General features: G+C 64.5%; 15 protein-coding genes and 2 pseudogenes. 7 read left to right on the forward strand and 10 right to left on the reverse strand.

Annotated elements, in window-relative coordinates; all coding sequences use genetic code 11:
* Positions 1 to 93: 93 nt before the first annotated feature.
* The 3 genes from AADX97_RS26795 to AADX97_RS26805 form a co-directional block, all read right to left on the reverse strand.
* A complete protein-coding gene (locus tag AADX97_RS26795) occupies positions 94 to 501 on the reverse strand; it encodes a hypothetical protein (RefSeq protein ID WP_374235463.1) in 408 nt (135 codons plus the stop codon).
* Positions 502 to 583: 82 nt separating this feature from the next.
* On the reverse strand, positions 584 to 2,065 hold the full coding sequence (locus AADX97_RS26800; protein ID WP_374235462.1) for a transposase: 1,482 nt from the start codon (positions 2,063 to 2,065) through the stop codon (positions 584 to 586).
* Between the two features lie 92 nt (positions 2,066 to 2,157).
* Positions 2,158 to 2,709: a hypothetical protein gene (locus AADX97_RS26805; protein WP_374235461.1), complete on the reverse strand. Its 552-nt coding sequence runs from the start codon at positions 2,707 to 2,709 to the stop codon at positions 2,158 to 2,160.
* Between the two features lie 167 nt (positions 2,710 to 2,876).
* Here AADX97_RS26805 and AADX97_RS26810 point away from each other — a divergent pair.
* Positions 2,877 to 3,203 (forward strand): annotated as a pseudogene (locus AADX97_RS26810) (DDE-type integrase/transposase/recombinase); the annotation flags it as partial.
* 71 nt (positions 3,204 to 3,274) lie between these two features.
* On the opposite strand, the gene AADX97_RS26815 reads toward AADX97_RS26810, so the two are convergent.
* From AADX97_RS26815 to AADX97_RS26825, 3 genes are read right to left on the reverse strand one after another with little or no spacing between them, the layout of a single operon-like run.
* A complete protein-coding gene (locus AADX97_RS26815; protein WP_374235460.1) occupies positions 3,275 to 4,273 on the reverse strand; it encodes a tyrosine-type recombinase/integrase in 999 nt (332 codons plus the stop codon).
* The gene (locus AADX97_RS26820; RefSeq protein ID WP_374235459.1) at positions 4,266 to 5,207 is read right to left on the reverse strand and encodes a tyrosine-type recombinase/integrase; all 942 of its coding nucleotides are present in this window, start codon (positions 5,205 to 5,207) and stop codon (positions 4,266 to 4,268) included. Before AADX97_RS26820 ends, AADX97_RS26815 begins: the two co-directional genes overlap by 8 nt.
* Positions 5,204 to 6,451, reverse strand: a complete 1,248-nt coding sequence (locus tag AADX97_RS26825) for a tyrosine-type recombinase/integrase (protein ID WP_374235458.1) — start codon at positions 6,449 to 6,451, stop codon at positions 5,204 to 5,206. Before AADX97_RS26825 ends, AADX97_RS26820 begins: the two co-directional genes overlap by 4 nt.
* A 158-nt stretch (positions 6,452 to 6,609) precedes the next feature.
* Here AADX97_RS26825 and AADX97_RS26830 point away from each other — a divergent pair.
* The 4 genes and pseudogenes from AADX97_RS26830 to AADX97_RS26845 all read left to right on the forward strand — a co-directional run.
* A pseudogene (locus tag AADX97_RS26830) lies at positions 6,610 to 7,215 on the forward strand (IS481 family transposase); the annotation flags it as partial.
* The gene (locus tag AADX97_RS26835) at positions 7,212 to 8,057 is read left to right on the forward strand and encodes an ExeA family protein (RefSeq protein ID WP_374235457.1); all 846 of its coding nucleotides are present in this window, start codon (positions 7,212 to 7,214) and stop codon (positions 8,055 to 8,057) included. The pseudogene AADX97_RS26830 and the gene AADX97_RS26835, both read left to right, overlap by 4 nt.
* An 18-nt stretch (positions 8,058 to 8,075) precedes the next feature.
* On the forward strand, positions 8,076 to 8,294 hold the full coding sequence (locus AADX97_RS26840) for a hypothetical protein (protein ID WP_007193888.1): 219 nt from the start codon (positions 8,076 to 8,078) through the stop codon (positions 8,292 to 8,294).
* 15 nt (positions 8,295 to 8,309) lie between these two features.
* Complete coding sequence (locus AADX97_RS26845) at positions 8,310 to 9,089, forward strand: tyrosine-type recombinase/integrase (protein ID WP_374235456.1); 780 nt, start codon at positions 8,310 to 8,312, stop codon at positions 9,087 to 9,089.
* Here AADX97_RS26845 and AADX97_RS26850 read toward each other — a convergent pair.
* The 3 genes from AADX97_RS26850 to AADX97_RS26860 form a co-directional block, all read right to left on the reverse strand.
* Entirely contained in the window at positions 9,011 to 10,054 is a 1,044-nt protein-coding gene (locus AADX97_RS26850) for a transposase (RefSeq protein ID WP_374235455.1), read from the reverse strand. The two genes, AADX97_RS26845 and AADX97_RS26850, sit on opposite strands and share 79 nt — an antisense overlap.
* A 155-nt stretch (positions 10,055 to 10,209) precedes the next feature.
* A complete protein-coding gene (locus AADX97_RS26855) occupies positions 10,210 to 11,148 on the reverse strand; it encodes an IS1595 family transposase (protein ID WP_374235470.1) in 939 nt (312 codons plus the stop codon).
* A 312-nt stretch (positions 11,149 to 11,460) separates the two neighbouring features.
* Positions 11,461 to 15,129 (reverse strand): CARDB domain-containing protein, encoded by a 3,669-nt coding sequence (locus AADX97_RS26860; RefSeq protein WP_374235454.1) that lies wholly within the window; start codon positions 15,127 to 15,129, stop codon positions 11,461 to 11,463.
* Positions 15,130 to 15,518: 389 nt separating this feature from the next.
* On the opposite strand from AADX97_RS26860, the gene AADX97_RS26865 reads away from it, so the two are divergent.
* Both AADX97_RS26865 and AADX97_RS26870 read left to right on the forward strand, forming a co-directional pair.
* Positions 15,519 to 16,721 carry an FIST signal transduction protein gene (locus tag AADX97_RS26865; protein ID WP_374235453.1) on the forward strand — a complete coding sequence of 401 codons (1,203 nt, stop codon included), beginning with the start codon at positions 15,519 to 15,521 and terminating at the stop codon, positions 16,719 to 16,721.
* Between the two features lie 13 nt (positions 16,722 to 16,734).
* Positions 16,735 to 18,486, forward strand: coding sequence for an ATP-binding protein (locus tag AADX97_RS26870; RefSeq protein WP_374235452.1), 1,752 nt, complete (start codon positions 16,735 to 16,737; stop codon positions 18,484 to 18,486).
* A 778-nt stretch (positions 18,487 to 19,264) separates the two neighbouring features.
* Here the strand turns inward: AADX97_RS26870 and AADX97_RS26875 are convergent.
* Positions 19,265 to 20,083: BamA/TamA family outer membrane protein (locus tag AADX97_RS26875; RefSeq protein WP_374238776.1), on the reverse strand; the 819-nt coding region annotated here is incomplete at its 5' end.

Consider the following 20,083-nt stretch of genomic DNA (forward strand, 5'->3'; position numbering starts at 1 on the left):
CGACGGGGCTGTCGATGGCGGCCGGCGGGAGGACAGCCGGCGCATCACCACCCGCACCCCGCGACACGAGACCGGCATGAGCTATTTCGTGCCTTATCGGGTCAGATTGAACTCCCTAGCCAGGCGCCAACCGGCTACCCGCGGGATCGCATACTGCAAGTGCTCGGGGCACTCTTGGCCGGCGATGAGGAAACGCACGAACATGCGCACTGCGGTAATCAGCGTGTCGGACTTGCTGTGGCTCCAACCGTGCGCCTGCGAGAGGACAAAGGTGCGCAACTGCTCGGCCGTGTAGAGGCGCGGCTCGGTGCCGATGGCTGTCAGCAACCGGTCGACGACCCGAGCGTAGCCGTCAAGTGTGCTCTGGCATGAGCCATTTGCGCTGCTGCGTTTTTCCCGGACCTGCTGAGCATCGTCGACGGTCGAGCCAGCCTGCACGGCGGGTTTTTCACGCCATCGGGGACGCTCGGCAGCGCGGCAGGGTCCGCAAATAAGATTCACTCTCAATAACGCCAGACGACGGACAGCCCTGCCCGCAGGCAACGCCGCTGCGGCCTGACCCGGAGCCATGAAGGGGGGCAGGCTAGCAGGTGGCGGGGATCGGCTGCACCAACGAGCGCATCTGTTCGATACGCCCTTGCCGAACATGCCCCAAGGCCATCGCCATCATGACCGCCAGGGCCAAGCCGACGCGGGTAGTCATCTTCGCCCGACCCCGAATGAAGTGCCGCTCGAAGCCGAAGCTGTTGTCGATGCGGTTGTTGATGCGCTCCAGAGCACTGCGCCGGTTGTAGCCGCGCTGCCAACTCGGGCTGCCGTGGGGCGTGGGCACGAAGATGCGCCGATCATGGGTCTCCAGGCGGATCCGCACGATGCGCCCGTAGTCGCCGGGCGAGACGCCGCCGGCTTGATGACAGGCGTCGCGGCCTTGGCAGTCCAGCCCGTAGGCGGCGGCCGGGCAGCGGTATTTCAGGGCGTTGCGATCGGCCTCGAAACCCTGGAAGGCCAAGTCGCGCTGCACGCCGGTGTGCGGGCAGATGCAGTGAACGCTGCCCTTCTCGGTATGCACGATGGTGTCGACCCGCTCGGGGAAGAGGGGGCGCGTGATCGGCTTGGACGGGTCGTAGTCGGGGTGTTGCTTCTCCTCGCGCCACAGTTCGCGGGTGTCGATCAAGGGGCGGATACCGTACTCATCCCACAACAGCGCCTTGGTTTCGGCGCTGTCCAGACCGCGATCGGCGCTGAAGTCGGCGCAGCGCTGCGCCAACGCGGGGGTCTCGGCGAACAGCTCCCTGATCATTGCCTGCAACTCGGGCTGCTCGGCGTGGGAGGCCGGGGTGAGGTGCATCGCCACGAGGATCTCGTAGCGGGTGTCGGCGATCAGGTGCAGACCGTAGCCGAACCAGCTCTTGACCTTGCTCCAAGCCTTGCCGGTGCGCGCGTCGATCCCGCCGGTTTCGTGCTTGCCCCAATCGGCCTCCGGATCGGAGGTCGCCCCGGTGGTGCGACTGGCCCGCCCGGTGCTGTGGCTCTCGATGGCCTTGCCGTCATAGCCGAGATGACCGCCGAAATCCGGCAACGCCGCCATCAACTGCTCGCGCAGGGGCACGATCATCCCCGTCACCATCCCCAACGTCTCCTCCAATTCGACGACGTTGGCCAGAAAACGCGAGAAGCTCGAACTGGTGGGCACCGCCGCACGCGGATCGGCCGGCGCCTCGCGCACCGCCTGCAGGCGTCCGGTTGCCGCATCGCGTACCAACCGTGTCACCGGCTTGCGCTGGATCGGTAAGACCGCAAAGCCATACGCCTGCATTAATGCGGGGTTGCGCGCCAGTTCGCGCAGCAGCGCTTCCACCGAGGGATGCTGGAAGACCACCCCGGCGATCAGTGCATTCCACATCGCCGCCACCGGGTAGTCGTCGCGGCCCGCCCCGCGCATGACTTCCAGGTATTGCAGCAACCGCGCATCCGGGAGATGATCCCGCGCCAGGTAGAAGCGATCCAAGTCGCTGCACGCTTCGACATCCCGCCAGTCAAACAAGCTCGGTTCAATGGTCGCCATGGGGTCCTCCTGCAAAGGATCGTCTCGACAACGATATGATCCCTTGGCGGCCGCCTCTTTGCACGCCCCGCGAGGCCGGGGTGACTATTCGCTCATCGCCCGACCCCGCCCACGTAAGCCACTGATCGATCGTCGATGCCGCCCCCGGAACCGGGGTAAACGAAAATGTCTCGACCCGGTGCAGCCTGTTGCTTCAGTAACTTACTGACAGCGCAAAGGGCTCGGCATACCCCCCGGTGCTGGAGCATCCAACTGCAAAACCGGATCTCCAGCTCCTGCCGTGGGCGGCCGGCCGGCGGCATCGTCGGGATGATGCCGGTGTGTTGAAGAAACACCAAGAAACGCCGGGCCCCGCAATAGGCGTTGCCCCGCTCATGAGTTCGCGCGCCTGGGTGCTCAACTGCGGAGAGATGCTCCCGATACCCGGCCAAACACGCGTGGTCCGGTCCGGGTAAGGCTGCCCCTGCGGATACGTCAGCCCACCACGTCATGAACCGATCGGCAGCCCCAATATAGCTGCGGATCGTCATGTCGGTGTATTGGTGGGCTGCAAGCCAGTCGGTGAAGCCGTCCAAGTGGCTTCCGGCGCTTCCACGGCGAAGCCGCTCCTGCGCACTGGGGTCGACCACGTAGTCGTTGAGCATGACGTACTCCAAATTGTTAGGGATGGAGCAGTCATGTTATGCGCTGCGATAGACGCGCCGACCTAGCGAAATCCCCAGGGTATTCAAGCGCCATGTCCGACCTCACGGAATCCGACTGCGCATAATGCGGGACTCCACATATGCCACAGTATGCGGTGCACCGCATACTGTGGCACCTGGATTTCCACCACGGCTCGCGCAAGGTGCTCACGCCGTCCGGAACCTGGCTGACGCCGTTGCTGTTCGGCGTCATCGACGACCGCTCGCGTCTGGTCTGTCATCTGCAGTGGTACACCAACGAGACCGCCGAGGTGCTGGTGCACGGGCTGTCCCAAGCGTTCATGAAGCGCGGCCTGCCGCGCGCCCTGATGACCGACAACGGCGCGGCGATGCTGGCCGAGGAGACGACCGCCGGACTGGCCCGACTGGGCGTCCTGCACCAGACCACCTTGCCCTATTCGCCCTATCAGTATGTGGCGCCTGAATCTATGTGGCGCAGCGTCTGGCGCGTCGCGCTGTGCCGAACCGCCCGTCAGACGAGCGCCACATAACGGTCGATCACGGATCAAAGACCCCGAAGGAACACCATCAGATCGGGCTGCTTGTGCCAGGACGTAGCCGCCCCGTCCCCATCCGTCGGTGGCGCACAGATGGCGAGAGCGCGGGCTTTGGTCTCCAGGTCGGTCTCTGCATAGATGTTGGTCGTGTTCAGCGAGACGTGACCCAGCCAGACCCGGATGGTATTGATGTCCACCCCCGAACGCAGCAGGTGCGTTGCCGTGCTGTGTCTGATGACATGTGGACTGACGCGTTTCGTGGCGAGCGACGGAACCTGAGTGCAGGCTCTCAAGGCATGGCGTTCGACCAAGGTGTGAATGCCGAACCGGGTGATCGGTTGAGCATTGCGATTCAGAAACACACGCTGTTCCTGCCCGCGTTGTGCGGCTAGGCGTTTCAATTCATCGAGTGTGACTGACCACAATGGACACAAGCGCTGTTTGTTTCCCTTGCCAAGAATCCTGACGCAGTGGGCATACCAATCGATGTCCCCGATTCTAAGCGATGCCGCCTCGCTGGCACGCGCTCCTGAGTTGTACAGGAACAGCAACAGGGCATAATCACGCTGCCCTTGCATTGTTTGTCGATCCGGCGACGCCAGCAGCGCCTCCATCTCCGCTTTTTCAAGGTAGGTGATCAGCGGATGGTCGGTCTTCTTGAACGGGATCTGACGAACCTGCATACACCACTCGATAGACTCCGGATTGCGCTCCCCGATGAATTGTGCGAAGGCATGCACGGCCCCGAGGCGCTGGTTGCGGGTCGCCACCATGCAGCCTCGGTGCGCTTCGACATCGGCGAGAAATGCGCGGATGAGATCCGGCGTTAGGTCGGTGATCTTCAGATGGTCAATCGCCTTGTGGAGACGATCACTGACGAAGGGCAGCAGCAACGCCAACATGTCACGATAGCTGCGCTGGGTGTTGATCGAGAGGTTGCGCTCCAACACCAAATACTCGAGCAGGAAACGCCGCACCCAAGGACCGAGCACTCCGGGTTCACTCATGGGCGTGCTCCAGTGTATAGCGTTCGAAGCGCAGGCTGGCCTCGTGGAGCAGATCCGCCGTCATGGTCAAGTAACGCTGCGTCGCCGAAAGATCGACGTGTCCGAGATAGGTGGCCAATTTGGGCAACAGATCGTTCAGGTCGGCACCGCTGCGATACCACGCGACGAGACGGTGGACGGCTGCCGTGTGGCGAAGATCATGCAGGCGTGGTTGTCGCCTTGGACCGCCCTCGCGAACAATCCCCGCCGCAATGCGGAGGCGTCGAAAGGCACCGTGGACGGCAGACCTCGTCAGCGGTGCGCCATCCCGAAGGCAGAACAAAGGCGCCGTTGCGGCGGCCGACTGCAGGCGCGGATTGGCACGAATGTAGTCGCTCAGGACCTGTATCAGGTCCGCGCCCAATGGCACATCACGTGTCTTGTAGAACTTCGTCCCGCGAACCCGCAGGCAGGCGCGCGGCAAATCAACGTCGGCGATGCTGAGCGAGAGCGCTTCGCTGATCCGCAGCGCTGCGCCGTAGAGCAGGAGCAGAACGGTTCGAAACACGTCGGCATCGATACGTGCTCGGCTGGAACAGGCCGCAGGCACCGCCTCGAGCAAGCGTTTGAGTTCCGCCCGAGCGTAGATATACGGGACGAACGCGGGCAGCGTCTGCGCGGGAACCGTCCGGGGCAGCGGGATGCAGACCACATACCCACGGGCCAGGGCGAACCGGTAGAGCCCCGACAGAACGCGGTATTTCTTCTCCCAGTACGCCGTCACCGGTCCGTTGCCGTTGAGGAAGGGGAGAATCTCATGGGGTTCGATCTGCGCGAGTGGCTGGTCACCGACGCAACGACAAAACGACCGGAGGATCGCGTCCTCGGTCTGAAACCGGTAACCCAAAGCACGCTTGTGGGAGATGTACTGTGAGACGATTGCACTGAGGATCATCGCAGTGCCCCCAGATCGATGTCGGCCACTTGCCGGAGCCCCACCAGATCGACCTTGGTGTAACTCAACGTGGAATTGGCCGCGCGATGACCGAGGTGATCACCGATCTGCTTCAGGGTAAATCCCGAAGCCAGCAGATGACTGGCGCAGGCGTGTCGCAAACAGTGCGCCCCACGCGGCGCCAGCGTCAGGCCCAGACGACTTAGGCGATTGTGGACAAGGGCCGTGATGCTTGCCGCCGATAGCGGGCGGATCGGTGCGAGGAGGGAAAGAAAGAGCGCCCGCTCGGCGCACCGTGGTCGCACCTCACGCAGATAGCGCAGAATGGCTTGACCGACGGCGGGCTGCAATGGGTAGCGTTGCGCGAGGCGTTGCTTGGGCCTGCGCACCTGGATCCGGTCCTGTTCCCAGTCCAGATCCTCCAGAGACAGCCCGGCCACCTCCCCTCGACGCAAGCCGTACATCGCCAGCAACAGCACAATCGCCTGGTCACGCATGTCGACAGGGCGATCGGTGTTGCAACTGGCCAGCAGGCGCTGGACATCGTTCCAGTCGGGACCTTCGGGAAGACCTTCACGGGCATACAACCGAGGTGACTCGATGACAGCGGCCAGTCCCGGAGCACACCAACCTCGGGCTTCGGCAAACGTGAAGAAACTGCGCAAGGAACCCGCCAAGGCGGACAACGAGGCGCGTGTCCAACCCTGTTTGCCTTTCGCCTCCAGGAACGCATCGATGTCGGAGATGAGGATGTCGTACAAGGCCTGCCGAGACGGATTCAGCTCACGGAAAAACCACACGAGGCGCTCACGGCGCGTGGCAATCGTCACCGACGACAAGCCGCGTTCCTCGCGCAGATACCGGTCAAAGACCTCACACTGCGCTGTAAAAGGCGAGTACTCCGCCTCGGGCAGCCGCAACGCGCCCATGCTCCGAACCCATTGCGTGGCGAAGCGGATGAGCAACTGTCGCGTGTCCGGCGAGCTGTTCGCTTGGGGATCGGTCCTCTGGCGTGTGAAATGCGTCCGACGCTCCACGGCCAGCTCAATGTCCTGTGTGCTGATCTGGACGCTGAGATCAATGCTGTCGGCAACCGCCAGCAACCCCCAGGCGATCTTCTTCAGCATGGCGTTGGAATAGCCCGCTTGCGCGCAGGCTGTCAGGAACGCATCTCTCTCCAATGCGTACGGGGCGTCCTGGTAGCGAGCGAGCACGGCGGACCGCTTCAAGAGCGTCTCAATCATGATCAACCTCCGTCTGTAAGAGGCGTCATGATGACCAACAGCGCCGCAGTTATGTGGCGCCTTTTTGGCCGATCCTCAGCGATCAGGTGGGCAGTTCAGTGCTCGGCCACATAGTTTCGAGCGCCACATACTGATAGTTATGTGTTCAGCCACGTAAGTACCAGAACGCCAAGCAAGAGGCCTTTTGGGGCCGCGTGGAAGGCCGCCTGATGGCGATGCTCGAAGGCGAGCCGGGGCTGACCTTGGACACTCTCAACCGCGCCACCCAAGCCTGGGTCGAGCAGGAGTATCACCGCAGCACCCATTCGGAATTGGCCGCCACGCCGCTGGCGCGCTATCTGGAGGGCCCGACCGTGGCGCGCCCCTGCCCGGACGCCGCTGCTCTGCGCGCGGCCTTTCGCATCGAGGGCGCGCGACGCCAGCGCCGGGCCGACGGCACCGTCAGCCTGGCCGGCATCCGCCTGGAAATCCCCGCGCGCTACCGCGCCCTGGAGACGGTGCATCTGCGCTACGCGCGCTGGGATCTGGCCCATGTCGATCTGGTGGATCCGCACGGCGGCGCGATCCTGAGTGCCGTGCGCCCGCTGGATAAGGCCGCCAATGCCGGGGAGGCCCGCCGTGCGCTGGTGCCCGGCGCACCGCCCCCGCAACCGCGCGCGCCCGGCGGCATCGCGCCGCTGCTGCGCCAGCTCCTCGAGACCCATGCCGCGACCGGCCTGCCGCCGGCCTATCTGCCCCTGAACACCGCCGAAGATATCCGATGAATGCGCGACTGCTCGCCCTCTACGGCCTGAAATGGCATCCCTTCTCCTCGGAACTGCCCATCGAGGCCCTCTACATCCCCCCGCGCGTGGAGCAGTTCCTGTGGCGCATCGAGCAGGCGCAGATCCGCGAGGGCGGGTTTGCGATGATCCACGGCGAACCGGGCACCGGCAAAAGCGTGGTGCTGCGTCTGCTCGCCGAGCGCCTCGCCCGGCTCCCGGATCTGGCCGTCGGCGCCATCGACCATCCGCAAAGCAGCCTCGGGGATTTCTACCGCGAGCTCGGCGAGCTGTTCAGCGTCCCGCTGCGTCCGCACAACCGCTGGGGCGGCTTCAAGGCGCTGCGTGCCACCTGGCTCGGCCATCTGGAGACGACGCGTCGGCGTGCCGTGCTGCTGGTGGACGAGGCCCAGGAAATGAGTCCCGCCGTGCTCAACGAGCTGCGCCTGCTCGCCAGTGCCCGCTTCGACTCCCAACCGCTGCTGTGCGTCGTCCTCGCCGGGGATACCCGCCTCACCGATCACCTGCGCCGCGAGGAGCTGCTGCCCCTGGGCTCGCGCATCCGCACCCGTCTGGCCACCGAGCATGCGCGCCGCGAGGAGCTGCTCGCCTGCCTGCAACACCTGTGCGCCAGCGCCGGCAACGCCGCCCTCATGAGCGAGCCCCTGCAACACACCCTCTGCGACCACGCCGCCGGCAATTACCGCATCCTCGCCACCCTGGCCGCCGAGCTGCTCGCCGTCGCCGCCCAAACCGAGCGCCCCCACCTCGACGAGGCGCTCTTCCTCGAGGTCTTCACCCCGCCCGCCACCGCCACCCCGCGGCGGGCTGCCCTGCCACGTTGACCCACTCGGAGCACCACCATGCCGCAGCCCTATACCACCCTGCAGCCATTCTTCTGGCCACCCTTGTCCGATGACGCGGTCCTCGCCATCCGGGAGGTCCTCTTCCGACTGACCGATCAGTTCGAGACCCGCTACGCCTCCCAAATTCGCGATGCCGAACGCGACGAAAACCGGCCTCACGACCACCAACCGGACCTGTTCGACGGACCGGATTTCGACGATCCCCTGTTGTTCTGAGTCCCGCCACTGCGCTTGATCCACCTCGCGCCGCCGGCCCACACCCCGGCCGCGCGAGACCGGGGGAGCGCTTCGCCGACCCCCATCACGCAACTTGATCGCGAAACCATCAAAATCGCTGACCGCACTCAGGCCATCCCGACCAAGCGCCACGAACAACGGTCGGTCGCGTTCCTGAATGAGCAGGAGACCGCGGCGCTGTTGTCGGCGCCGGATGTGTCCACGTGGATCGGCCGCCGCGACCATACGCTCCTGCTGGTGGCGGTGCAGACCAGGATGCGCAACGCCGAACTGCGCGCCTTACGCTGCCGAGATGTCGAACTCGGGGTGGGGGCACACATCCACTGCCTGGGAAAAGGCCGGAAAACCCGATGCACACCGTTGCGCAGTCACGTTGTCGGCGAAGTCAGCGTCTGGTTGGCCGAACAACAGGGGCTCGCCGACGAGCCGCTCTTTCCCGGCATGCGCGGCGGCTTTCTCAGTGCCGACGCGTTACAACGCACGGTCAGCCGACATGTCGCCTCGGCCAGCACCACCTGTCCCACGTTGCGGGGCCGCAGGATCACTCCGCATACCCTTCGACACACCGCCGCCATGGCCCTCCTGAACAACGGGGTTGACCTGACCGTCATCGCCCTCTGGCTCGGTCACGAATCGATCGAGACGACGAATCGGTATCTGCATGCCGATCTGAAACTGAAGGAGCGTGCCCTTGGCTACAGCGACCCCTCAGGCGTCCCGCCAACCCGATTCCAACCGCAGGACAGCCTGCTATCCTTCCTGACGTCGCTGTGACTATGCCGACTCGAAATCAACCGAACATCAGGGACCCGACGATGAAAGCTGGGTGGGCCAAGATCCACGCGGCATATCCGGGAGTGCGGCATAACGACGCTTATGCCGCGCGCGGCATAAGCCTCGTTGTTGGTCAACGGCAAGTGCAGGTGCTTCAGGACGTTGAAGATCGCGTCCCAGTCGGTGTAGAACTCGACCGCCAGCGCCTTGGTCTTCTCGTGCCGATGGCCGAGATGATCAAGACAGGCGTGACGCAGCGCCGCCAGCGCCACCGCGTGCGTGCGCGGCAGATCGCGTGCGGCGGCGTCGGGCGGTGGTCCCTCGCGGGCCGCGTAGATCGCCGCCATCAGGGTTTCGAGGGTCGTGTGCACGAGGCGACCGAAACGCCGCCCGTCCGCATCGTAACCCTCGATCAACCCTTGTGCCTTGCGCAGCAGGTGGGCCCAGCAGCGCAGGCGCTGCGGATACCCGCGGTAGGAGAACCACCCGTCGCTCATCAACCAACCGCCGAAGCCGTCCAGCACGCGGGTCACCGTGGCTTTGCCGCGTCCGGCGATCACGAAGAGGGTCGTCGTGGTGGTGAGGAAGACCCACAACCACAGGCGTTGGGGCTGTTGTGGCCAGGAGGTCTCGTCGGCATGCAGCAGGCCGCTGCGCTGAATGTCGGCGAGCAGCGTTGCTTCGGCAGGTGCGACGACGGCGGCGCTCTCATGCAGGGTCTGGTGGATGGTTCCGATGCTCAGGTGCACGCCCAACCAGTCGTCGAGGAATTCTTGGATGCGCCGGCGTGAGAGACGAAAGCGCAGGCTCAGCGCGATGATCAGGGTCGCCAGCCCGGGACCGACCAGACGCCATTCGCGCAGCTGCACGCCCTCCAGGGTGTCCTCGACCGCGACCTGCGTGGGGCGCTCACGGGTGTGGTGCCCGCACCCGCAGGTCACCTCGAGGAAGCGGTGATCAACCACGTGCAGGTGGACACCCGGTGCCGCGGCGTCACCCCAACGCAGATCAAGCGATTGAAACCCGGTATACGCCGTGGCGGGCGCCTATAAAAACCGGGGACAGACCACGGTTGCCGCTTGACAATCAGAGGGCAAAAAGGAGTTTAAGCCCTTCCTGATTAGCAAGGAACTTCAGCCACGCGCCGGATCCACGGTTCCGGCCGCGGCGCGCAGGTCACCGCCGCCACCAACAGGCGTGTCGGCAGCGCCTGCAGATCGAAGCGGCGGTTAAAGCGATAGGCGATCGCGCCGAGGTAGCGCTCGGCATACTTGCTGAAGTCGAAGCTATGGTAAGCACCGCTGAAGCTGGTCTTGAGATTGCCGAGGACGGTGTTGATCCAGCGGAACATCGGCAGGTCCTTGGGTTTGCGCGCACCGACGACGGTCGGCTGGTGGGTGCAGCCGATGTCGGTGAGGCCGGCGAAGCAGGCCAGGCCGTCGGAGATGACAGTACTCGACGGGGCGAGGTTTGCGCCCGCCCAGTCGGCGATGGCGGCGCGGGTGAACTTGGCACGCAACGGATGGCCTTGGTCGTTGAGCGAGACCGCGCCGATGAAGGGCACCTTGTTCTCCGAACCCCGTCCCGCGGTGCCGCCGACGAGCTCACCGCCGAGATAGGCGTCGTCGACCTGCACGGTTCCGCACAGCGCCGTGGCGGCCTCGCGCTCGACCATCGCCTGCATCAGCTTGTGGTGGATCAGCCAGGCGGTCGGATAGCTGACCCCGAGATCGCGTTTTAGGGCCAGGGCCGAGAGCCCGGTCTTCGCCTCGCCGATGAGATAGATCGCCAGGAACCACACGGTCAGTCCCAGTTTGGTGCCTTCGAACAGGGTCCCGGCGATCAGCGAGGTCTGATGATGGCAGGCGTTGCATTGGAAGGTCTTGCGGGCGCCGCCGCGCAGCACGCAGTGCGCGGCTCCGCCGCAGTTCGGGCAGCGAAACCCGTCCGGCCAGCGCGTGCGCTCCAGCGCCGCCGCGCACTGCGCCTCGGTGCCGAAGCGTTGGAAGTGCTCGAACAACGACATCCCGTGCTGGAACTGGATCCGATTCATGGCTATGGCTGGCTCACTCGGGTGGTGGATCTGCCTGCAGTCTGCGCCCGCCGGTGGCTCATTCCGTGAGCCTGGCGGAAGAATCTTTCTAATCAGGAAGCCCTTTGTCGGTTCCAAAATCCCCCCAGCAGCGCCGTATGAAACCGCTTAACGGCTTCGCCACGGGAGAGACCTGAAACCGAGCCGTTGTTTCGGCGCATTCCGGGCCATCTCCGCGATGTTACCCTCGCCCGCGCCACCTCGATCCGAATCGGACACCTGACCCGAGAGCAAGCATCCCGACGCGCATGACTCGTGTCGCCGCCTGGACAAAGATCGTCATGGAACCACCTGGTAGGTCTGCGTGGCTTGATTGTTGTCCTCGTTCGACTCCGCCGTGACACATCGGCCGTCGATGAACGCCCGAAAGGTCTTGGACTGCGCGGATCCCGCCGGCAGCCTCGTAACGACGAGCGTTCGGCTCGCGCCCGCGGCGAGACGGCCTACCGCGATAGACTTGTCGCTCGCCGCGCCGCAGGCCTGAGTCATGGATTGATTCGTCCAAACCAGCAGTGCATCCGAAAGCCCCGCGGCGGTGCCCTGGTTCGTCACCGTCACCCTGGCCCTGAAGGTCCGATTCGCCCGCGGGGTTTCCGGTGTCAGCAGGATCCGGGTGATCGTGAAGTCCGGAGCGGGCGCGGCCGGAACCTGGTAGGTCTTCGCGAGTTGGTTGTTGGTCTCGTTCGATTCCGCCGTCTCACACCCGGCGTCCACGAAAGCCATGAGGGTCCGGGTGCCTGCACCGGGCGCAAGCAGGCCGGTGAAGGTCAGCGTGCGGCTCGCCCCCGCGGCCAGGCTGCTGAGTGTCTTGGCCGCATCCCCGAGCGCACCGCAGGTGGGCGCGCCGGCCTGGTCGGTCCACAACTGCAGTTGCCACGGCACCCCCGCACCCGGCCCCTGATTCAGAACGGTGACCTCAGCACTGAAGGTCTCGCCCGCCTGCGGGGTCGCGGGCGTCAGGACGAGGTTGGTCACGACGAAGTCCGGCAACGCGGCCGGCACGCCGCCGAGACTCGCCTCGGCTGTATTGCCGAATGCGCCGATGTTGACCCGGCCACCGTTGGGCTGGGGCTCGGATCCGAACGGCGAGGTCGGATCACCGGCGTCGATCGCCGGACTCTGTTGCGTATCGACGACCCAGCTTCCCTGCGAGGGCAGATAGCGGCCGATTTGAGAGCGCAGATGGAAGTCGCCCGCCGCGGGATCGGCGAAGAGCGGATTCGCAGACAGATTGCCCGTGCCGGGCCAGACCTCCTGGCTGAGCGACCAGGTCAGGGTCAGGTCGCTGCCCTCGCGCACATAGAAGTCGTCGCCGTTGCCCCAGAAGAGGCTGTCGAGGATATCGGCGAAGGATCCCTGATCGATGAAGATGCCGTTACCCCCGCGTGAGGTCGGATCCGCGCCGACATCGGCGTTGTTGAAGGCGACCGTACAATTGCGCATCTCCAGATGGGATGGTCCGGGGGTTCCGTCATCGAGCGCGACACCCCCTCCGATCCCCTCCTCGGTGGTGTTGTACACGACGAGATCATTCTGCATCTGCGCCGCGGCACCCTCGTCGATGAAGACCCCGCCGCCATAACTAGGCGCATAGTTGCCGCGAATCAGGTTCTGCTCCAGGGAGGCGTTCGAGCCCGCATTGACGATCAGAAGCCCCCCGCCCCAGCCGTAGCCGAGCTCGACCCGATTCCCGGAGATCCCGTTGCGGGCAAGATGCGCGGTTCCCGCCAGATAGATCCCGCCGCCGTGATCGTCATAGCAGATGTTGTCCTCGATCCGGCTGTCCTGGATCAGGAGCCCCTGGGCCTGGCCCGAGATCCCGGCGCCGCGTCCACCGTGATTCGCGCGGACCTGACTGTCGAGGATCTGCATCCCGCTCCCGCAGACCAGGATCCCGGCGCCGCGTGTCACCTCTCCGACCTGGCCGTTCTGATCCACCAGGAGGTTGGTCAGGACCAGATTGTCCGGATGCGGCCAGGACACCTGCGTGTCGCAGACGACGCCCTTGCGGCTCTGGGTCACCCGCAGATTGTCGAGTCGCCCGTGATAGGGATTCGCATCGAAGCGGGTGAAGGTGACGCCCGCCATGTCCGAGCCACCGCTGATCCGCGTCGCCTCGGGATCGAGGTCGCGGATCTCGAAGGCGCCACCGTGACCGGCGGCATAGTCGCTCGCCTCGGCGCCCGGATAGCCGCCGAGGATCGTCAACGACTTGCCCGCGCTCTGGACAGCGGCATAGGTGCCGATGGCGACCTTGAGCGTGTCCCCGCCGACGGCCGCAGTGACGGCGTCCTGCAGGGTTCCGAAGGGAAACTGAGCGGTCCCGGTTGCGCTGCCGCTGGTATTGGAATCGTCGACGTGGAGGACGGCACCCCGGACCTGGGCGTAGTGCCCGGTCAGGCGAGGCAATGGTGTGCCCTCGATGGCGATCCGTAGTCGCGCCGGGGCCGTCCAGCCGCCGATGCTGCTGAATTCGACGAGATGCGTTCCGGGCGGAACGCCCTCTTCGGTCTCACCGCCCTGGTACCACTGGGTCTCGCCTAGGCGCCGCCAGCGCGCACCCGCCTGACGGGCGGCCAGGGGCTCGATCCGGACGGTCAGCACGCCGCCACCCGGCTCGGAGAGCGGATACTCGAAGGCGCCGATGTCGATTGCGCCATTGTCCGCGCGATGACGCGCCCCGCCCGCCGGATCCGGCGTCGCATCGGGCGGAAGCCGCGTCGGCGCGGCCAACGGCGACGGAAACGCGAATCCAGGGGCCGCGACGCTCGGCAGACGTCCCGCGTCGACGAGCGGGCTGGTCTCGGTCGGAAAAAGGTTCCCGGCGGCCAACGCGACCAACCCGGGATCGGCACCGAAGAGTGTCTCGGTCAGTTGGGCCGGGACGTCCGTGGCGCCCGTCTTCACCCAGTTGGCCCGACCGGCGATGACCGGCTGACCGGTGACCCAGGTCGCCTCAAGCGTGCGCATGAACGACAGAGTGCCGCTCGGATTGTGAAAGACGTTGTTCTGAATCTCGACCGACTCGAGCTCATCGAAGAGACGGAAGACGGCTCGGGTCCCGTTGAGCAGGGTGTTGTTCAAGAACCGATAGCGCCCGCGCGTCGCCCCGGTACCGTCGCCTCCGATCCGGATCACATAGAAGTTCGGATCGTTGCCGAAAGCGGTCTGGCGCTTGATGAGCACATTGCCCACGACATCGCTGTCTTCGCGCTTGAGTGACCAGTCGCCATGGTCGGCGTCCCCATCCGGACCGATGAGCTCAAGCTCGTGGTAAAAGGCGCCCTCGATCCGGTTGTAGTAGATCTCGTTGCGCTCGGCGCGTGACTTCACATTGTTGCCGCCACGGCCGTTGTGCACCAGGCAGTGCTGCATGCGAAAGACACTGCCCGGATGATTGACCTCGTCCGTCGCCATATAGACTTGGTGCGCGCTCCCGCCCTCCCCGTTCTCGGTCAGCTCGGTGCATTCGAGCAGCAGCGACCCCGATCCCTGGTCCGCGCCAAGGATGCCGTTGCGATTGGACCGGATCAGACAGTCGCGGATCGTCAGATCCTTCGCCTGGTGGAAGATCCCGCGGTTGGTTGCATTGGCGACCTCGAAGCCCTCGAACACATAGTGGTGGCCGCCGTTGGGTCCGTTGTAGGGCCAGGGCGTGGTGAATGCGACGGCGTTGGTGCCGCCGGAGATGACCGGGCGCTTGCCATTGACCCGGACACCACGGATATGGATCTTCTCCTCGGGGCTCCCGGGGCGCGTGAAGACCACCTCGCCGGGATAGACCTGGTCGCCGTCGACCTCGACGACATCCCCCGGATTCAGCAGGCCGGCGACCTGCTGCAACTGCTGGTAGGGCCGCGTGGGACCGACGAGATAGGTCGCGGCATGCAGTGAGCCGGGCATGATGGTCAACAGCCCCATCAGCAGAGACAACGCGCGTCTGGACATGACCAACCTCCGTCCGATCTCAAGGGCAGCGCCAGAAGACTCGCGGAAGTCGATGCCCCTTATGCACCCGCATGGCTTCCGATAGACCCGCCTGATGCCGCGTCGTTGCGGATATTGCATTGAAAGCGGGGATGGTGGATGCGCTGCGCTTATCCACCCTACCCAATTGTAGGCGTTGGGTGGATAAGGCGCGCGCTGGGCCGTTGCGGGTCGGCGACGATGTCTGCCGCGCCGCAGCCAACGGCACCGCCCGGGGCATTGGATGAGTTGGTCAATCAACAACTGTTTTGAGATATCCTCTTAAGTCTGACTTCCCGAATTCCGGCTGCTTGACTTGAGAGTATGCAGCAGGATCTGACCTCTCGCCTGCGATTCAGGAGATCCACACCATGATGAAAATGGCCAGTGCTGCGGCGATGTCCGACTCGACCGGAGATGTCGTCGATGCGTGCATCGAGGAGCTGCTTGCTCGGGACTTGATCGAACCCGATTACCTCATGGCGCAAGCGGATGCCCGACATGATCTGAGCACGGTCTCGGACGCCCTGCGCAAACGCTGGCCAGGCGCACGGCTGCACCTCGCCACCTCCTGCCATGGCAGTTTCACCGAGACTGCGCTGGCCATGGGGCCGAAGCCGGGGTTATGCCTCTTCGCCATTACCGATCCGGAAGGCGACTATGGCACGGCATGCGGCGAGTTGGGCGCCGACGCCCGTTCTGCCGCCTCGGCGCTCACACGCGCAGCGCTGAGAGATGCCGGTCGGTTCGGTGAAAGCCCAACGTTGGTGTGGATGTCGAGCGCGCCCGGCGACGAGGAAGACGTCATCGCGGGCATTCAGGATGTGGTATCCGATACCACGCCCATCGTTGGCGGCTCAGCGGCGGATAATGAGATCGCCGGTCAGTGGCGGATGTCCGATGGCGAGAGGGCGGTGTCGCAGGGCATGGTCTTGAGCGCGCTGTTTCCCACCGGCAAGGTCGGTGCGGCCTTTCACTCCGGTTACACTCCAACATCAGAAGGTGGCCGAATCACCCGCTGCAACGGTCGCCAACTGCTCGAAATCGACGGTCGGCCCGCGGCCGAAGTCTACGCCGAGTGGACGGACGGTGCAGTCGAGATCCCGAAGACCGGTGTCGAAAACGTCCTGATGAGCACGTCACTTTGGCCGCTTGGTCGGACCATGAGCACGCTCGGCGGGGCGGATGTCTACATCCTCTCTCACCCCGAAACCATCCGCCCGGACGGTTCGATGACCTTGTTCACTCGGGTCGCGGAGGGCGACGAGGTGGTGCTGATGAGCGGCACCATCGATGCCGTCATCAATCGTCCCGTGTTGGTGGCTCAGGCTGCGGCGCGGGTCGGAGAGATTGAGCCCGACGACGTTGCCGGCATGATCCTGGTGTTCTGCGCCGGCTGCATGCTGACCGTGCAGGCGCAGATGGACCAGGTCCGCGCCTCGCTGGCGAAGGCCATGCCCGGTGTCCCGATGATAGCGGCCTTCACCTTCGGCGAGCAGGGGCCGGCCGTCGCCTGCCACAACCGCCACGGCAACCTCATGATCTCGTCCGTGGTGTTCTCTCGCGCACGCTGATTGCCGATTTGTCATGTCCAAAAATGAAGCCCTGATGCTGGATGCCTTGGTCGAGTTGGCCAATCTGCGCGAACGCGACGAGCGGATGCGCAAGAGCAGCGAGGCGATTGCCCGCGCCCTGCAAGACCTGGGCGACAGCGACGACTGGGAGCACGGACCGGAGCGTCTGCTCGTCAATCTGAGTCAGGCACTGGGCGTCGACGACATCGTGCTCTGCTCACTTGACGCACCGCTCCTGCCCTTTACAACGCCGAACCCCAATCCGGATTTACTCACCTGCACGCAATCCGCGCCCTGGCTGGACTACCTCGCCAAGCGGCCCCGGCGAGTGCTGGCCGATCCGAGCGCCTTGAACGAGGCGCTGAACCTGACGCTGCCCCTGAGCGGATTGAAGTGCCTGCTGTCTGGCCGTGTCGATGTCGGTGAGGACCGGTTTCTGCTGGTGTGTGCGGAAACCGATGATCGCCGCCACCTGCTCGGGCCCGATCAACAAGACCTCTTCCATCGGTTCCTGCCGATCTTTGCGCAGGCCCTCCGACGGCGTGCCGATGGGCTGCGCGCCCGCGAGAGCGCTCAGCGCGAACGTGCCCTGGCCATTGCAAAGGAAGCGGCCGAGCAAGCCAGCGGCGCCAAATCCGATTTCGTCTCGCACATGAGCCACGAGTTGCGCACCCCGCTGAACGCCGTGATCGGCTTCGCCGAGCTCTTGCAGTCCGAACCGCTGTCCGCGCAACAGCAGCATTACGTCGACCTCATCGCCGTCTCGGGCAAGCATCTGATGGATCTCATCAATGCCGTGCTCGATATCGCCAAGATCGAAGCCGGCGGCGTCACGCTGGAGCGCATCGACTTCGACCTGCAGGAAACCATCGAATCAGTGCGGAGCATCGTTCTCGAACGAGCCGTAGCGAAGGGTCTCAACTTCTTAATCGACATGCCGCCCAACTTGCCCATGCACATCGTTGGCGACCCCACACGATTGCGCCAGATCCTGATCAACCTAATCACCAATGGCATCAAGTTCACTGAAGCCGGCACAGTAGAACTGCGGATCACCAATAATAACGGAGAATTGGGCTTTCACATCCGTGATACCGGGATTGGCATGGATGCAGCCACCCTGGCTCAGCTGTTCAAACCATTCACCCAAGCCGACGACAGCATCACCCGCAAATACGGCGGGACCGGTCTTGGATTGATCATTTCAAAGGAACTGGTGCAAGCCATGGGCGGAAGCCTCGAAGTCGAGAGCGCGGTCGGCGTGGGCACATGCTTCCACTTCCATCTGCCCCGACAGGAGGCACCGCGCGACTCCGACCGCCCGAGCAAAAACGTCTGTCCGGATCATCTCGCACCTGACCAATCTCCCTTGAGCGAGCGCGTCGGCGGTCGTATCTTGTTGGTCGATGATAACCCGATCAATCAAAAGATTGGCGCCGCCATGCTTGGGCGGTTGGAATTGGAGTTCGCGCTCGCCGACGATGGTCGGCATGCCCTGGAGCGGCTCGCGTCTGACAGCTATGCACTGGTCTTGATGGATATGGAGATGCCGATCCTCGATGGCTTGACCGCGACCCGTGCCATCCGCGAACGCGAGCGCGAACGAGGCCAACCTCGTCTGCCGATCATCGCCATGACCGCCAACGCTATGAGCGAGGACCGCGCGCGCTGTTTTGATGCCGGCATGGATGGCTATATCGCAAAGCCCATGAGCCTCGACGCCATCGACTCCGAGATCCGCCGTCTGTTCCCGCAACGCCACTAGTGCAACGGTTCAGAAATTCCGAGACCGTCCGAGATCATCTTCGTAGTCGTTGTCGTTGTCGTTGTCGTCATCGACTAAGGTGATTTCCGGGAAAGGATCTACCGGCGTGTAGGGGCGAATTAATTCGCCCCTACAGTTCCTACAGGTCTTCCTGGCATGCGCAGCACAACCAACCGTCGGCGCAAGTTGTGCTTCCTATCGTCAGCACAACCTACGTGTATGGAAGTTTGCGGAAATCGCCTAACGACAACGACAACGAACGGTTCCGAGACATCTGCCGTGCTGCACGAGGCGCTCAAACGGTCTCGAGCTGCCCAGAGCCTCACCAACTGCCGTGGGTACGCAAATCAGCAGACTTTGGCGTCGAGCCAATTCCGCCGGTCGCGAGCGGCGACGCGTCTGGCGTAGCCCAGTTGGATTCGGCCTTGATCCAAGGCCCTGAGCGGTGCCCCGACGGAGTGGACCAGTGATCTGAAGCCCTTGATTTCAGAACTCGTCTTGATGGATGACACGGTCTGGATCCTTTTCACGGCTAAACCTCTTCGGGTTGGACGACTGACATGAAGATTTTCCTCGGCGCACATCCCTAATCCTAGACGGGGCGGCGCGGAACTTCAAACTGCGGTTTTCATTTCGCGGAAACCCTGCTCAATCCGCATGCAGCAGGCCGCATGCGCCGTGCAACCGCATCCTCCGCCGCTACGCACTGTGGCGTCCATCAGATCTGGAGAAGCATCCGCTTCGCACGCGGATCGCATGGTGATCTGCACAAGGGCGGCTACGGAAAGCCTGCGCCCATGTAAATACCGGTGTCGCTGTCGCCGGTGATGCCCACGCCGAGCCAGGCGGGGCCGATCAGGGTGTCCAGGCCAAGGAACAGGCTGCCCCCGAAGCGCGTCCCGGGTTCGGTGAGGCTGGGGTCCGTATCGGCGATCTTGCCAGCCTCCAGGGAGGTACCCAGGTATAGCCCGCGGGCCCACGAGGGCGTGAGTCCGGGCAACCGACGGTAGGCGGTGACCGAACCGAAGGCCGTCTGTCCGCCGCGGAACTGCTCCTCGCGATAGCCCGACAGGTGCAGGAACCCACCCAGCGGGAACTGCTGGTCGTAGGGCATCGGGTCGCCGAAAGCCTGTCCGTACTGGACGCGGAGCGCCAAGGTGGCGTCTGCGCGGCTCCAGGCGCCGGTCCAGAGACCGAGCAGACGGCGGTAATCCAGGTCCGCCCCCAGCGCAGGTGTCGGGGCGCGCAGGTCGACCAGCAACCGCTGGCCGCGGTGCGGCAGCCAGGCGCTGTCGAGGGTGTCGAGGACGAACCGCAAGCGGGGACCGCTGCGCTTATCGCCCCCTTCCGGAAGGGTTCCGGGCTCGCCGGTGTCGCGGTCCAGGCTGGAGTCGATGTAGGCGGCGCCGATGCGCAGCTCCGCGTTGCCGTCGAGCAGGGTCGCCCCGAGGTCCACCCCGGCCGTGAGGGTCTGGATCTCGTAGCGCGCGATTCGGCTGCCCTGACGAAACACGCTGAAGGGGTCGGTACCGAAACCCATGTCGGCGGCGACGAACAGCCGACGGTCGATACCGAGGGGCTGATAGAGCTCGGTGGC

Origin of the sequence: Thiocapsa sp. C2-2m, from assembly GCF_041903745.1 — a bacterium.
In the GTDB taxonomy this organism is placed as follows: Bacteria; Pseudomonadota; Gammaproteobacteria; order Chromatiales; family Chromatiaceae; genus Thiocapsa; species Thiocapsa roseilacustris.

Bases quoted from the DNA above. Each gene is read 5' to 3' on its own strand.
- AADX97_RS26800 (WP_374235462.1), bottom strand. From the start codon at position 2,065: ATGGCGACCATTGAACCGAGCTTGTTTGACTGGCGGGATGTCGAAGCG.
- AADX97_RS26805 (WP_374235461.1), bottom strand. From the start codon at position 2,709: ATGCTCAACGACTACGTGGTCGACCCCAGTGCGCAGGAGCGGCTTCGC.
- AADX97_RS26815 (WP_374235460.1), bottom strand. From the start codon at position 4,273: ATGAGTGAACCCGGAGTGCTCGGTCCTTGGGTGCGGCGTTTCCTGCTC.
- AADX97_RS26820 (WP_374235459.1), bottom strand. From the start codon at position 5,207: ATGATCCTCAGTGCAATCGTCTCACAGTACATCTCCCACAAGCGTGCT.
- AADX97_RS26825 (WP_374235458.1), bottom strand. From the start codon at position 6,451: ATGATTGAGACGCTCTTGAAGCGGTCCGCCGTGCTCGCTCGCTACCAG.
- AADX97_RS26835 (WP_374235457.1), top strand. From the start codon at position 7,212: ATGAATGCGCGACTGCTCGCCCTCTACGGCCTGAAATGGCATCCCTTC.
- AADX97_RS26840 (WP_007193888.1), top strand. From the start codon at position 8,076: ATGCCGCAGCCCTATACCACCCTGCAGCCATTCTTCTGGCCACCCTTG.
- AADX97_RS26860 (WP_374235454.1), bottom strand. From the start codon at position 15,129: ATGTCCAGACGCGCGTTGTCTCTGCTGATGGGGCTGTTGACCATCATG.
- AADX97_RS26865 (WP_374235453.1), top strand. From the start codon at position 15,519: ATGATGAAAATGGCCAGTGCTGCGGCGATGTCCGACTCGACCGGAGAT.
- AADX97_RS26870 (WP_374235452.1), top strand. From the start codon at position 16,735: ATGTCCAAAAATGAAGCCCTGATGCTGGATGCCTTGGTCGAGTTGGCC.